The sequence below is a fragment of the Thalassotalea marina genome (assembly GCF_014656435.1).
Lineage (GTDB): Bacteria > Pseudomonadota > Gammaproteobacteria > Enterobacterales > Alteromonadaceae > Thalassotalea_C > Thalassotalea_C marina.
Genome location: NZ_BNCK01000001.1, coordinates 700,419 through 715,212, shown reverse-complemented (window position 1 = coordinate 715,212; position 14,794 = coordinate 700,419). Strand labels below are relative to the sequence as shown.

The 14,794-nt window shown below is 38.8% G+C and carries 11 protein-coding genes; 5 read left to right on the top strand and 6 right to left on the bottom strand.

The annotated features are described in order from the left end of the window. Positions 1–121 precede the first annotated feature (121 nt). Together IE199_RS03215 and IE199_RS03210 are read left to right on the top strand one after the other, a co-directional pair. On the top strand, positions 122–1,321 hold the full coding sequence (locus tag IE199_RS03215; protein ID WP_189767257.1) for an EAL domain-containing response regulator: 1,200 nt from the start codon (positions 122–124) through the stop codon (positions 1,319–1,321). Continuing rightward, on the top strand, positions 1,279–4,923 hold the full coding sequence (locus tag IE199_RS03210) for a PAS domain S-box protein (RefSeq protein ID WP_189767256.1): 3,645 nt from the start codon (positions 1,279–1,281) through the stop codon (positions 4,921–4,923). Before IE199_RS03215 ends, IE199_RS03210 begins: the two co-directional genes overlap by 43 nt. Positions 4,924–5,015: 92 nt before the next feature. Here IE199_RS03210 and IE199_RS03205 read toward each other — a convergent pair whose 3' ends face one another. The 5 genes from IE199_RS03205 to IE199_RS03185 form a co-directional block, all read right to left on the bottom strand. Further along, the gene (locus IE199_RS03205) at positions 5,016–5,444 is read right to left on the bottom strand and encodes a DUF3010 family protein (protein WP_189767255.1); all 429 of its coding nucleotides are present in this window, start codon (positions 5,442–5,444) and stop codon (positions 5,016–5,018) included. A 110-nt stretch (positions 5,445–5,554) separates the two neighbouring features. Continuing rightward, positions 5,555–6,631 (bottom strand): OmpA family protein, encoded by a 1,077-nt coding sequence (locus tag IE199_RS03200; RefSeq protein WP_189767254.1) that lies wholly within the window; start codon positions 6,629–6,631, stop codon positions 5,555–5,557. A 564-nt stretch (positions 6,632–7,195) separates the two neighbouring features. Continuing rightward, positions 7,196–7,444, bottom strand: a complete 249-nt coding sequence (locus tag IE199_RS03195; protein ID WP_189767253.1) for a hypothetical protein — start codon at positions 7,442–7,444, stop codon at positions 7,196–7,198. 109 nt (positions 7,445–7,553) lie between these two features. Continuing rightward, a complete protein-coding gene (locus IE199_RS03190; RefSeq protein WP_189767252.1) occupies positions 7,554–8,246 on the bottom strand; it encodes a response regulator in 693 nt (230 codons plus the stop codon). Next, entirely contained in the window at positions 8,239–9,801 is a 1,563-nt protein-coding gene (locus IE199_RS03185; protein ID WP_189767251.1) for an ATP-binding protein, read from the bottom strand. Before IE199_RS03185 ends, IE199_RS03190 begins: the two co-directional genes overlap by 8 nt. Before the next feature lie 177 nt (positions 9,802–9,978). On the opposite strand from IE199_RS03185, the gene IE199_RS03180 reads away from it, so the two are divergent. Then, on the top strand, positions 9,979–11,574 hold the full coding sequence (locus tag IE199_RS03180) for a cytochrome-c peroxidase (protein WP_189767250.1): 1,596 nt from the start codon (positions 9,979–9,981) through the stop codon (positions 11,572–11,574). Between the two features lie 41 nt (positions 11,575–11,615). Here the strand turns inward: IE199_RS03180 and IE199_RS03175 are convergent, their stop codons facing one another. Next, complete coding sequence (locus IE199_RS03175) at positions 11,616–12,101, bottom strand: GNAT family N-acetyltransferase (RefSeq protein WP_189767249.1); 486 nt, start codon at positions 12,099–12,101, stop codon at positions 11,616–11,618. A gap of 147 nt (positions 12,102–12,248) precedes the next feature. Between IE199_RS03175 and IE199_RS03170 the strand changes: the two genes are divergently transcribed. Both IE199_RS03170 and IE199_RS03165 read left to right on the top strand, forming a co-directional pair. Further along, positions 12,249–13,148, top strand: a complete 900-nt coding sequence (locus IE199_RS03170; RefSeq protein ID WP_189767248.1) for a LysR family transcriptional regulator — start codon at positions 12,249–12,251, stop codon at positions 13,146–13,148. Between the two features lie 113 nt (positions 13,149–13,261). Continuing rightward, entirely contained in the window at positions 13,262–14,776 is a 1,515-nt protein-coding gene (locus IE199_RS03165; protein ID WP_268245314.1) for a dipeptidase, read from the top strand. Positions 14,777–14,794 lie beyond the last annotated feature (18 nt).

The window sequence follows — 14,794 nt, the reverse complement described above, 5'->3', positions numbered from 1 at the left end:
TAAGCTTTTACCTTAATCATTAATAAAAAATGTTACCGTGCGATAAATAGCATTTTATTTCGCCAGCTTTGTTCTATAGTTAATTTAAGCATTATATTTTTCACGCATGAAGAAAGGAAATATGCCTGGAAATAACGATTTATTCATACTCGATGACGACCCCCAATATGCGGAGCTGCTCGTTGAAATTGCACAAGACCACGGATGGCAAGTAGAACATTCAACGGATCCTATTGCCTTTTTAGAACGTTCATTGTCTGAAGAAACTATTTTAGTTCTCGATTTAATTTTACCCGACGTCGATGGTATAGAAGTTATCAGAGCACTTGCAGAGCGCCGTTGCTATTGCCCTCTAATCTTGATCAGTGGCTTTGATAACAAGGTATTACATTCCGCGCAGCAATTGGCTGAGGCACACAATATGCCAGTTATTGCGACCTTAACTAAACCATTTGATATTGGCAGTTTTATTACATTGCTCGATCAAATAAAAAGTGGTCATGCAAAGAAAAAAAACTCGCCGGTTCGGTCAGAGGTAACATTTTCTGAAAAAGACTTAATTCAAGCGCTAGATCGTGAGCAATTTATATTGCATTACCAGCCTCAAGTTTCAATTAAAACGGGTGAAGTGACCAGTATTGAAGCTTTGGTACGTTGGTTACACCCGCACAAAGGATTAATCTATCCGGACAAATTTATTTATCAAATTGAAGAGTTCAAGCTTATCAATCAGCTCACCAGTTATGTTTTAAGATTAGCCTGTGAAGATTTACGTCAATTAAAAACTCAGCACCCATTTATTAAGCTATCTGTTAACGTTACCGCCGATAACATCGTGTCCTTGGTGTTTCCAGAACTATTAAAAAACATTACAGATCAGAACAATATCAACCCAACGAGTATCACACTTGAACTTACAGAAAGCGCCGTAATGGGCCATTTAACATCGTCATTAGATGTGCTAAACAGACTAAGAATGAAGGGCTTTAAGTTATCAATTGACGATTTTGGTACAGGGTATTCATCACTTCAGCAACTATATCAAGCACCATTTACCGAATTGAAAATTGACCGCGCATTCACCTCAAAAATGTTGGTCGATAACGAAGCAATGGCCATCGTCAAAATATGCATAATGTTAGGCAAAATGCTGAACATGAAAACACTCGCCGAAGGGGTAGAAACAAAAGAAATCATGGAGGAACTTGATCGACTATCGTGTGATTATGCTCAAGGTTATTACATCGCTAAACCTATGCCTTACTCGGATTTAATGGATTGGATACCAAACGCATTACAACAATTAAAACAACAATATTAGGGCTGCTGCTTACACTAATATTTTTCAGTGTCGAAAGTTTGTCTTCGACATATATCACATCTGCACTCATGGCAGAGAATAACGCTATTCCACTAACTGAAAGATTTAATACTCCCGCTATCTCGCTGATCGCCAACTCAATTGGTAATCGAAACATTGCACCAACGATTACACTGGAAAATGCATCTTTTTATTCTGGCGTATTTTTTGGCTTGATGGCGATCCTATCGCTGCTCAATTTATTCTTTTCACTAATACTTAGAATGCGCAGTCATTTATATTTATCGCTTGCACTTTATAACACAGCAATCGCTTACGGCTTATACAATGGCACTGCCGTAGCTTGGGTTCCTAGTGCGCTAGTAAACAATGTCATCTTAATTTTTATTATCCATGTAGCTTTTGCATTTATTGCTCTTTACTTATTTTGTAGTGCTTTTTTAACTAAACAAAACAGCCTTTTTTCTAATGCGATGAAATATACTGCAATCGCATTTTGGGCTTTAACTTTTCTTTTACAAGCCAGTGACAGTATTCATTTGAGTTTAACTTTCGCCGCAATTGGCGCATTTACCTTTACCGCTTTATGTTTGTTTTGGAGCGTGCAAGCTCTGCAGCGTCATAAAAGCCAAGCCATACTATTAATTGCAGGCTTAAGCTTTTTACTCATCGGCCTTTTAATCGAGTTAAATGAAAATTTATTGATTTTAAGCACAACCTTGCCTGATGTTTTCAACATACAAAATAGTATTTTACTGATGGCCCTTTTACTGACCAGTAGCGCCATAATCAGAATAAAAGAGCAACAGTTAAGCTCGCTCAATAAACGCAAAATTGATCAACAAGCAGATCAACAATTTTCGCAAATTTTTGAACAGTCCCATCAAATGCAGTTTATTTTAGCTACCGACCAGAAAGTATTAGCGGTTAACCAAGCTGTTGAACAATTTACACAAAAAAAACGCCAGCAGATTATTAACAACCCGTTTTGCAATAGCTTCGCTACACTAAGAGAAAATTTAGATAAAGAACAATTAGAAGAAAAATTCAATCAAGCGTTAACAGGTGAACAAACAGAGCTAGATGTAGTCGCTTTTACCGGCCAAAGTTTGTTAAGAGACCTGGAAATTGTTTTTCAACCCATACTGAATGATTCAGGTGACGTTGTTAATATTATGGTGCGAGTACATGATATTACACAGCAAACACAGGCTTTTAATGCCATCCAAGACATCGTTGTTGGCGTAGCAAGCCTCTCTACCGATAACTTTTTTAAGCACTTAGTGCATGAAGTTTCACGTATTTACAAAACTAAATATGTGTTGATTAGTTTATTAAATGAAACAAAACCTGCCACAGCTACAACCATTGTCTTATCAGAAAACAAAATCGTTATTCCCAACATCACTTATGCCATTAAAGATACGCCAAGTGAGCAGCTTTTAAGTAAACATATCTGTCATTACAACGATGATATGGAACATTTATTTCCAAACGATAACTGGATAAAAATTAACAAAATACGTTCTTATATAGGGGTCAATATAAAAGACATTGAAGGTAATGTGATTGGTTTTTTGTCCGTTTTAGACGATAAACCTATGACCGAAGAAAGCTACTTTATCGAAGTTCTTGATATTTTCGCCTCGAGAATTGCCAGTGAGATCAGGCAACAATCTGCGCAAAACGAGCTAAAACTAGCACTCGATAGATTAGATTTTCACATAACTAATACTCCGTTAGGCGTAATTGAATGGGATGCAAATTTTGAAATCATTAACTGGAATAAAGCAGCTGAAGCGATTTTCGGATTTAAGCAATCTGACTTTGTCGGCAAAGATCCCATTACCGTATTAGTGCCTGAAGAAAGCATTCCTGAAATTATGCGACTGACAGAAGAGTTGGTCACTAAACAAGCTAGCCAATACAACCTCAACAAAAATTTAACTAAAAGTGGGCACAATATTTTATGTGAATGGTACAACACGCCTTTGTTAGATGAAGATAACAACGTTATTGGCATTGCCTCTTTAGTTAACGATGTTACTGCAGAACATGAGGCGCTAAATGCGCTATATCAAAAGGAAAACGAACAAAGAGAAGTGTTTAACTCTTTGCTAGATGCCATTTTTATTTTGGGTGCAAACGGAGAAATACTCATCGTTAATAATGCGGCGAGTTCGTTATTTGATCATCCGTCGGAGAAATTAATTGGCAGTGCTTTTGTCCAATTGTTAGTTGACGAAGATAAAAATTGGCTGCAAGAATTTATTCAAAAAGTCTCAATTGATGGCATGTTAGAACACCCTGCCGTTGAAAAAGAGTCACTCATGATCAATCGTGTCGGTGACACTATCCCTATTCACCTTTCCATTACTTATCTAAAAGCGTCAAGTAGCAGTAGTCAACGCTTTGTTTGTACATGCCGAGACTTAACCATATTTAAGCAGCAACAAGAAACAATAAAACAAACACAGAAAATGGAAGCGTTAGGGAATTTAACTGGCGGTATTGCTCACGATTTTAACAATTTACTCGGTATCATTAACGGTTATGGCGAACTATTAAGTAGCAATTTAACAGAAAATGACAAACTTAATAAGTATGCGCAACAAATCAGAAAGGCGAGCGCTAGGGGCGCAAAACTCACACAAAAACTCCTTTCATTTGCCCGTAAAAATACTATTGAATCAAAGGTTGTCAATATTAATGAAATTTTGACTGATGAATTTGAAATGTTGCAAAAAACCATCACGCCAAGAATTGATTTAACTTACCAGTTAGATGATGCGCTGCCAGCCACTAAGCTAGACAAAGAGGAATTTGAAGATTGTGTTTTAAATCTTTCAATTAACGCAATGCATGCCATAGAAAAACAAGGTGAAATAACCATATCAACTCAGCTTAGGCCTCTTGATACACACAGTTCAGAAAGCATTAAACTTCCACCAGGTAATTATATTGCCGTTGCCATAAAAGACACAGGTAAAGGCATGGATAAACAAACCCTGCAACGTGCAACTGATCCATTCTTTTCTACCAAAGGAGAATCTGGTACAGGATTAGGGTTAAGTCAGGTATACGGGTTTGTAGAACGCTCTAATGGTAGGTTGTTAATAGAATCAGAAGTAAATAAAGGCACCACAGTTACCATGATTTTTCCTGTTACAACAGAGCAAGTTTCTGAGCCAATTAAAGGGAAGAAAATTAGCTTACAATCAGATTTACAAGGCAAAGTGCTTGTTGTTGACGATGAGCCAGCGTTAGCTGAGCTAGCAAAAACGATGTTGGAGACAGCGGGTTATATTGTTGAAGCGGTGCATTCAGCTGCAGATGCTTTACAAGCCATCGATGTATACGACTTTGATCTTGTTGTATGCGACATCATCATGCCTAATATGGATGGTGTGACATTAGCGCACCAAGTAAAGCAAAAACACCCTGAGTTACCATTTTTATTTGTGAGTGGCTACCATGAATATAACGCAGAACAAATTCAAGCATTATCAGCCCCCGTTGTGAATAAACCTTACACTAACGAAGAGTTAATTGAACATGTGAGCCAGCTGACCATAAAATTAGGCCAAAGTGCGTTAAGTTAGTAAAAAACGGCGTGGCGATGAAAGTTTCAATAGGTAAGCAAAGCGGCCCATACTTTTTCACACAGGCCACTTTGATCGACATAAAAACCGGATTATTGACTTGAATCTAAATAAGCAAAAGCGGTTTGAAATGCTGTTTCTTGGAATTTTTTAAGGCCAGTATCACGAAAATCGATAGACACTTGAGTTTTAGCTAAGGCGGTTTTAACAAAAGTTGCTGAAACAATTTCAGTTTCAACACTGTCAATCAGCTGAATTGCCGCTTCTAACTTAAACCCCACAGGGCCGCCAGCAAACTTACCTTTTAATGCTCTTCCTTTGATCACAACTTTATCTATTTGATAATCTGCCAATAACTTCTCAAAGGTAAATTTAAATTTTCTTACCTGTTCTGCATCTGCAGCGTCGTTAATGGATATTTTTGGTACTCGAATATGAGGAAGGTCATACAAACCATTAGCTTTTGACATGACACATAAAATTGCGTCATTGCCTTTAAGTTCTACTCCACAGACTTTCATTCTTTTTCTCAATGATTAAATTACGGCGTTATTATAATCTAGTTAACTAGGTTCAGGTAGCTAAGCAATAAAATAAGAGCTACCTAAAGTAGCTCTTATCAAGTTTCTAATTAGCGCTTAATCGCTTTTTTCTTAGTAACTTTTGCTGACGCTTCAATACGTCTATTTTTAGCATGAGCTTGTGCATTGTTGGCTTGATCTAATAGCTTCGCTTCACCATGCCCAACAGCAGATAAGCGGCTTGCATCGATACCAAAAGACTCAACTAGTTTATCAACAATAGCCTGCGCTCTTTTTTGCGATAGGTTTTGGTTGTAGTCCTCTGCCCCTACAGCAGATGTATGGCCGTGGATAGTTAGCTCAACTTCTGGGTATTGGTTTAAGAAATCAGCCGCTTTCTTAATTTCCGGTAAATATTGATCTTTGATCACTGCTTTGTCGTTATCAAAGTTTACCTGTAATGCCATTGTCTTCACATCTTCTTTAAATAGCGTACAACCTACACTATTAACCTTGTCGCCCATTGGCGTTTTGGGGCACTTATCCATAGCATCAGGCACACCGTCTTTATCTGAATCAGCTGGAGGTGCAACACTTGTTGGCTCCTGCTTTTTAACGATAGGAGCAGATTTTTCTTCTACACCAAAAAAGTACACAAAACCCAGTTTGCTTGAAACGTCAAAATGGTTATCGTCAAGCTGATATTGCCCTTGGCTCTCTACATAAAGCGCGGTATTTTTTGACAAATAATGTCGATAACCCGCACCAAGTGCTGCAGATAAATCAGACTTATCAACATCTAGAAAATGTGCACCACCAACAACGTAAAAGTTTGCTTGATTTGGGAAGTACAATAAATCAAACGCGGTATTTGAACCCGAAGGCACGTCATAACCTTTACTGTCCGTATTAAGGTTTAAGTGTGAAAATGACAAACGAGCTTCATAAAATGGCGAAATACGAAAACCGTACTCCAAACCTAGACCTGAGCCATGATCGATATCTGAATTTTTAGCGTCAGTTAGTAGTCTGTCGTTATCCGTTTTAATATAAATACCATGTCCACCAAGGTAGGATTTACCCACTAAATCTTCAGCATTGGGCGTATTATCCGCCAATACTTGCGAAGTAAATAAAGCGGTTAAAGTGAGTGAAAGGGTTGTAGTTGCGAGCGATTTCAAATGCATTTGTATTTCCTTACAAACGTTAATTGTTATTAAAAAATTGATGTTGTAAAAACAACAGCGACTATTGTGCTAGTAAAATGACCAAAATCCAAGTGACGCACAATATTGAATCACATGGCTGTAAACTTTTTACTGTACAGCTTGTGTTGGCATTACCATCATTGATTTTTCAGCACATAATCAAATGTCCGTGCTAAATACTAGGTTGTCAAAACATGACCTTGTATAACGATCCAAGTTGAAAACTATCGATACAAATAAACACAAGGTTTAGCACGTTTAGCTAATGTTACCGTAAATTTCTTTGCTTTCCAGTAATTGTCATTGAATTAGGTAACATTTTTCACTAACTAACCTCAGGTTTGTATAAGAAGTAGCGCCAAAAAAAGACAACAATAAGTTAGCAGTCTCTTATATTTCTAGGTCGATATGTTTGTCTGAATTCGAGGCATTTTGCAGCAGGGATAGCTAGCTATTTCGCTTAAAAATAACGCAGAAGTCAGTAAAAATAGCACCTAGAAACGCATTGCTTAAGTGAAGCTGAGGTTAACTATAAAGAACAAATTAGCGTTTTCTCGCTTCTTTTTTTAACTTGATGATCAAGTCAATGTGTGGAATGAGCTCTTCTATTTCTCGAATATGGTCACGCAATGATTCCCACTGATTAAGCTCTAATTTGCCCGAGTCTAAAATCGCACGCCTTAATTCCGCTACCAAAGAATTTTCATCTTGTTGCTCTAAGAATTCATTAATGCGTAATAAGTCATCGATGTCACTTTGACTTAGTATTTCTAATTCCTTCTCTTTCACCATGCTACGTCTACCTCACAACAGTTTTTACTAGTGTGTGTTTTCTATCTAGATTATTTTTGCAGCAATTTATGATGCATTAAGAATCTAACCCTTAAAAGATAAACACGCCCTAAGTATAGACGCTATTTTGAGTGGGATGAGTTAAACTGAATCGATAACCCACACCATACACTGATTGAATAAATTCTAGTTCATCACTTAACGCTAGCAGTTTTTTACGAAGCTTTTTGATATGACTGTCTATGGTTCTATCACTCACAATGCGATTGTCATCATACATGTTCCGCATTAATTGCTCTCGAGTAAATATGCGTCCTGGTTCACCCGCCAAAGGTTTTAGTAATTGAAACTCAACAGCAGTTAAGTCCAAACATTTGCCATCAAAATGTGCCTGGTATTTATCAACATCAAGTCTAAAACCAGTATTCTGTTGTGTTGATTGGACTCGGCGCAATACTGCTTTAACTCTAGCGACAACTTCTCTTGGGCTATACGGCTTACATATGTAATCGTCTGCACCTACCTCTAAACCTAACAGGCGATCAATTTCTTCAACTTTAGCGGTAGTCATTAATATTGGCACGTCACTAAACGCCCTAATTTCTTTGCATAGTTGCATACCGTCTTTTACCGGAAGCATTAAATCTAACAAAATAGCACTGGGTTTATTGTCTTTTACCCAGTCAATCACGTCAGCCCCATCATACAAAATATGGCTTTCATACTGAGCCAGAGTTAAATAATCAGCCATAATTGATGCAAGTTTCTTTTCATCTTCAACAATTAAAATGACGTTACTCATCAATAACCTCTAACATGTTCGGATTTACCGTTGGTAAATAAATATGTAAAGCCAAGCCACCTAACACAGATTTTTCAGCATGAATACTGCCTTGGTGTGCGTTAACTATATGTGCACAAATAGACAACCCCAGACCACTGCCGCCAGTCGTTCTGTTGCGTGAACTCTCAACACGATACAAATGTTCAAATAAGTGCGCTAAATGTTGAGTTTCAACTCCTTCACCGTCGTCCTCGAAACATAAATGAATCTGCCGATTTTCTTTATCATATTGCCACGACAAGTTCACTTGAGTTGCACCTTGTGCATATTTAATACTGTTATTTGCTAAGTTTTCAAACAGCTGGCTCAGTCGAGTATAGTCACCATAAATGGCATAAGTTTTATCATCTCCCTGATAAGACAATGCCAACTTTGCACTTGCTAAATAATTACCAAGTTTAACTGCTTGTTCGTCTAAATATTCAGTCATGTTAATGGGGGATTTACGATAGCGCATTCCACCAACATCCGCGCTAGTAAGCGCATGTAAATCTTCAATTAACCGCTGTAAATGTTGTACTTCTTGATGTGCAGATTCAATTTGAGTCATGTTCAGTGGACGAACTCCATCTATCATTGCCTCGAGCTCGCCTTTTAATACCGCAACAGGTGTTCTAAGTTCATGTGATGTATTTGCCAACCAACGCTTTCTAGCACCTTCACTTTCTGCTAACGCAATAGCAAGTTCATTGTAATCGCGTGCCAATTGAGCAAACTCATCACGTCGTTTTACCGATAACCTATTAGCATAATTTCCTTTGGCAAGCGCATGTATGCCCGACGCTAATTTTTCAATGGGCTCAATAAAGTGTTTTGCCAGCGGTATGGTCACTACCACAATGACGATTAACATGATAATCGCTAGATACAAAAGATAATGCTGCTGTTGCTCAACAAAAGCTAACTCATAGCCCTGCAACATGTTATTACGTTTTGAGACAGCAAAATAACCAATCAATTCTCCGTCTAATATCAGTGAACTATAACTAAAGCTGCGATCTTGCGGAAAATGCCCTACCACGAGTTGTTTATCAGCATTTAACAAAGCGTAACTTACCTTAGGTTGTCTAGGGCCATTTTTCAGGTCATTTGACTGATATTGCGCAGTTAGGTCACCTCTGGCTCTTGGAGGCAATGACTCAGCTCTTGGAGGCAATGACTCAGCGTTTGGAGCTTGAAAGCCCGGTTCTGCACGTCGAGGGCGCTCATTAAACCGTTCCCTTTCCACAAAGCGTGGCGGACGATGTGGTACAAAAAACTCAGTGTCTCTTAAACTTTGCCTTAATAAACGATCAAAGCGCCGTCCATTATCTTGCATGAAATGCCAACTATGAGTTTCTTGATAGATTTCGATCAAACTATTTTGTAGTGGTTGTAACGCTTCTAATTCTTTTTGGTTAACATATTCCACCATGCCTCGGCTTAAACTCCATTGAATAACAGCAACCATGCTGACAACGAGCGTAAACGCCAACAAGGTAAAAACTAATAGCAGTTTATGTTGAATTTTCATTACAGCCGAATGTATCAAATAAAAAAATGAAGCTTGTTGTTAACCATACATTGAGATCTCTCTATTTAACAGACAGATAAACAACTATCACACTCTTTGCCGGATATTTGCACATTTGCTGCACATTTTGTTTCTAGTGTAAAAGAGCATTAAGCTCAAACCACTAGGATATGTTATATGAATAAGCTTTTTATTAGAGCCGCAGTATGCTCAATGTTAGCAATGACCGCTATTGAAGCACATTCACAAGAAGCTAGAGGTCGTGGTGTACCGCCGCGCCAAGGGCCACCACCTCAACCTGTAGAAACTAGATTACAGCAAATCATTAGTACCCAGGGTATTCAGCCGATCCAAACAAGCAACTTCCAGATCCCAGAAGTTTCGTCGGCGAGTGTTCAATTAGGAAAAAAACTATTTTTCAGTAAAATTCTTGGCGGCGAACAAAGTGTTGCTTGTGTTAGTTGCCATCACCCATCATTAGGCGGTGCTGATGCGCTGTCACTATCTGTTGGTGTTGATGCCATTGATGAATTAGATAACAACGCTGATAACTTATTAGGACAAGGAAGGTTTAATGGTAATGCGCCGCACCCACAGGTACCACGCAATGCGCCGAGCATATTTAATATTGCCTTGTTTGAGCAAAGCCTATTTTGGGATGGTCGCGTTGAACGATTAAGAAATGGTGCAATTGCGACGCCTGATTCTGAAGTAATTGATGGCAGAAGACGCCCTGACACAAGTTTAACTTTAGACACAACATTAGCTGCCGCTCAAGCGAGATTTCCGGTAACCTCTGTAGAAGAAATGAGAGGTCAGTTTTTGCCAAGCGCTGATAATCATGGTTTACGACAAGCATTAACGTCCCGATTAAATGACGATATCGCTGATATTAGTTCAAATTGGCCGGCAGAATTTGCTGCTGCTTTTGGTGATGAACAAGTAACAACGGAGCGAGTTTATCACGTGATTGGTGAATATCAGCGCTCGATGATGTTTATTAACAGCCCTTGGCAACGCTATTTGCAAGGTGACAGCAACGCATTAACCGAAGAGCAAAAGCAAGGTGCTATTTTATTCTTTTCACCACCACAACAGGGAGGTGCAGGTTGCGCTGGTTGTCATAATGGCAATAACTTTAGTGATGGTCGTTACCATTTAGTTGCCTTTCCGCAAGTTGGACAGGGTAAAAATAATCAAACAGATAGCTCTAATAGCCAAGATTTTGGACGAGAAAATATCACCAATAATCAAGCAGACAGGTATCACTTTAGAACACCAAGCTTGTTGAATATTGAAACATCCGCCCCCTACGGCCATACAGGTGCATATGCCACGCTTGAACAGGTAGTTGAGCATTACAATAATCCTACTCAAGCGATCAACCGTTTATTTGGTGCAATCAACGGGCAAGCATTTACCGAAAATGAAACGCCGTATTGTCAACTGCCGCAGATAGAGCTGATCAGCAGTAAACAGCAAGTCGCCTGCCAGCAAATATTTCCTGATGCTTTCACGAATTCAATCGAAGTAGCTAACTACCTTGCAGCAGTGCAAAGGGGGGAGATAACAGCTAGAGCGCCATTGAGAGCTAGAGCCGCATTATCGCCAACTCAAGTATCACAAGTTGCGCAATTTCTTCGCGCCTTAACAGATCCTTGTACGCTAGATAAATCCTGCTTGTCTCCATGGCTACTCGATAACAATGATGTAGCACACTTTCCAGATAACACACCGCTAATCGCCGTTGACCAAAACGGTAATAGTCTTTAACGCTTTAGCTTGGGAGATAAAAAACTTATCTCCCTTTTTATTTAACTTTGCTTTGCAAAGTTATGCAGGGTTTCTCCTGACATACGGTAACCAATCCATTCTGGTTGAGGCTCAGCGCCTAATGATTCATAAAACTCTCTCGATGGCGTGTTCCAATCTAAACAGCTCCACTCAAATCGACCGCAGCCTTTATCAACAGCGATGCTTGCTAAATGTTTAAGTAACGCAATGCCAGCTCCTTGCCCGCGAAACTCTGGTGAGACATAAAGATCTTCCAGATAAAGGCCTGGTTTTGCTAACCAAGTAGAATAATTATAAAAATAGACGGCAAAGCCTATTGCTTGACCTTGTTGTTCACAAATTAAACCATGAACACCACTTTGCTCAGCAAACATAGAATCAATAATTGTTTGCTCTGTTGCTAAGACCTCATGTTCTGCTTTTTCATAAATGGCCAATTCACGAATAAAATGAAGAATGGTACTCGCGTCAGCTTGTGTCGCTTGTCTAATGGTTAATAAACTCATGGTGTGATTCCTGTTTCAATTTGCAGACATTATCTGCGCAAACCTCAAATGAATCCAATGCATATTAAAAATACCTGTATGTACAAAATTAATATTAACCGCAATAATAGTTTAACCTAACGCTCAGAAAAAACTGGCTCACTAACCATGCTCAAGCAATTTGATCTTAACCTCCTCATCATTTTTGACGCCCTATATACACATCGCTCGGTTTCTAAAGCGGCAGAGGTGCTATTTATAAGTCAATCTGCTTGCAGCCATGCACTTAATCGGTTAAGAGATAGCCTAGAAGATCCGTTGTTTGTACGTGTAAATAATCAAATGGAGCCAACTAAACGAGCGATTAGGCTTGCAACTTATGTGCACCAAGCGCTGCCTTTAATTACTAAAGGACTAAGCCAACACCAAACCTTTGACCCCAAAACCAGCAGCTACCAATTTAAACTAATGGCCACTGACTACACTCAGTATTCTCTGCTTCCCGAGTTAGCACAGCTATTCACGACATTTCCAAAGGTTACACTCACGATACTACCTTCAACACAAGCAAGTGTTGAGCAGCAACTTAGTCAAGAGAACTTGGACTTTGTTTTAGGTTTTGAGCATTCCAACTTTACCTCTTCGTCGGTTGCTCACCATACATGGTTTAGTGACGATTACTGCACTATCGTCAGACAAAATCACCCTCAAATAAACGGCAGCATTAACTTAAAACAGTTTTTATCAGCCCAACATATTCGAATCGCCCCATGGGGAGAAGCGGAGGGTATTGTTGATAAGGTATTGGCAAAGCAACAGTGTTCTCGCCATGTTGCTATTCACCTTCCTAGCTTGCTTGCAGCACCTCATATTGTCGCGACAAGTGACATGATCTTAACCCTACCTCGGTTTGTTGCGATAAACTTTTCCAACACACTCAACTATCAAATATTGACGCCTCCGATTGAGTTACCTAAGTACCACCTGAATTTATATTGGCACAGAACACAGCATGGTAATGGCGCGATAGAATGGTTTATCAATTTGGTGAAATCGTTTAAGTCATAAAACTGTATAGGTATTATTTTTCGAATTTTGTATCTGTTTTTTAATGGAACAACTACCTATAGTGGTTGTCTATTTTACCTGCCTGCCAGTGCTTCAACCTATAGGGAACAAACGTGTTACAAAAAACAATTCATCAAAAAATTATTGCCAGTTTGATCGGCTTATCCTTAATGAGTGCAGCAAGTGCCCAGCAAGTTAGTCAAATAGCAGACAGTACTGCAAGTTATGCTTTAGCCACTTATAAACAGGATATGGTTAAAAGTTTAGCCGCTTTAGTCAAACATAATACCGTTGCCCAGCAAGGTGTTCCTTCAGACAAAAACCCTCTACATATTGCTTTTAAACAAGAACTAAAAAAACAAGCTCAGGCGCTGGGTTTAGATTTTAAAGATGACGGGTACGTCGTGATCATTGGTTTAGGTGATAGCAAAGATAGAGTCGGTGTTATTACACATGGGGATATACAACCTGTTAACCCAAAAAAGTGGGCAAAATCTCCGTTTGAATTAGATCTAACCTCGGAGCCAGGCAAGCTTATTGGTCGTGGTACAGAAGATGACAAAGGCCCTATTTCTACCGCGCTTTATGCAATGAAAGCCATTAAAGATAAAAACATTCCGCTAAATAAACGTATCGAGCTATACGTCTACATGGCAGAAGAGTCAGATTGGCAACCGTTAATTAAATACGTCAGTGAGCATGAAATGCCACAAACCAATATCACCATTGACGCAGAATACCCAGTGGTTACCGCTGAAAAAGGCTTTGGCACCTTAAGAATAGCGTTTAAAAAGCATCAAAAATACAGTTTAGATCCTTTTATTAGTCATTTTGAAGGTGGTTATTTTATTTCGCAAATTCCTGAAGATGCGATAGCAAAAATTGAAAACGCCGACTTTGCAATGTTAGAAAAGTTGATGCAAAAAGCGCAGAGTTATCAAGGAATTAATTTTGAATTTAACCTTGCTGGTACACAACTTACCGTTACAGCTTTAGGTAAGTCAGCTCACTCTTCAAAACCACAAGATGGCATCAATGCCATCCCATACTTGGCAGATTTATTATCTGACATTAATTGGCCCAACAATGGTGCAGGCACTTTAGTTAATTTCATCAACGATAATATTGGTTTGGGTCTAGAAGGCAAAAAATTTGGCAACATAGCTTATCAAGATGACTTTATGGGGCCAATGACAGTTTCACCGACAGTAATTAAACAGCACGATGATAATATTGAGCTTAATATTAATATTCGTCGTCCTGTTGGTAAAAAAAAAGAACAATTACGTGAAGAGATCACGGCTGCTATTTCTACATGGAAATTACAAAACCTCGCAGATTTAACTGAGTTAAACCATGATATTGGTGAACCATTTGTTCAAAAAGATGCACCTCATATTGAAACTCTATTAGCGGTATTTTCTAAATACACAGGAATAACAGATGCCAAGCCTATCTCAATTGGTGGTGGTACCAACTCTCGCTTATTCCCAGGTGCTGTATCATTTGGCCCATCTATGCCAGGCAAAGAATACACTGGTCACTCAGAGCACGAATTCATTACTATGGAACAGTTTGAGCTGAACTTGAAAATGTATACTGCGGTATTAGTTGAATTAGCTAAATAAAACAAAAAAGAGCGCCAA

What these genes read in the sequence shown, in the direction of transcription:
- IE199_RS03180 (WP_189767250.1), top strand. Translation starts at nt 9,979, where the DNA reads ATGAATAAGCTTTTTATTAGAGCCGCAGTATGCTCAATGTTAGCAATG.
- IE199_RS03170 (WP_189767248.1), top strand. Translation starts at nt 12,249, where the DNA reads ATGCTCAAGCAATTTGATCTTAACCTCCTCATCATTTTTGACGCCCTA.
- IE199_RS03175 (WP_189767249.1), bottom strand. Translation starts at nt 12,101, where the DNA reads ATGAGTTTATTAACCATTAGACAAGCGACACAAGCTGACGCGAGTACC.
- IE199_RS03190 (WP_189767252.1), bottom strand. Translation starts at nt 8,246, where the DNA reads ATGAGTAACGTCATTTTAATTGTTGAAGATGAAAAGAAACTTGCATCA.
- IE199_RS03195 (WP_189767253.1), bottom strand. Translation starts at nt 7,444, where the DNA reads ATGGTGAAAGAGAAGGAATTAGAAATACTAAGTCAAAGTGACATCGAT.
- IE199_RS03200 (WP_189767254.1), bottom strand. Translation starts at nt 6,631, where the DNA reads ATGCATTTGAAATCGCTCGCAACTACAACCCTTTCACTCACTTTAACC.
- IE199_RS03215 (WP_189767257.1), top strand. Translation starts at nt 122, where the DNA reads ATGCCTGGAAATAACGATTTATTCATACTCGATGACGACCCCCAATAT.
- IE199_RS03205 (WP_189767255.1), bottom strand. Translation starts at nt 5,444, where the DNA reads ATGAAAGTCTGTGGAGTAGAACTTAAAGGCAATGACGCAATTTTATGT.
- IE199_RS03185 (WP_189767251.1), bottom strand. Translation starts at nt 9,801, where the DNA reads ATGAAAATTCAACATAAACTGCTATTAGTTTTTACCTTGTTGGCGTTT.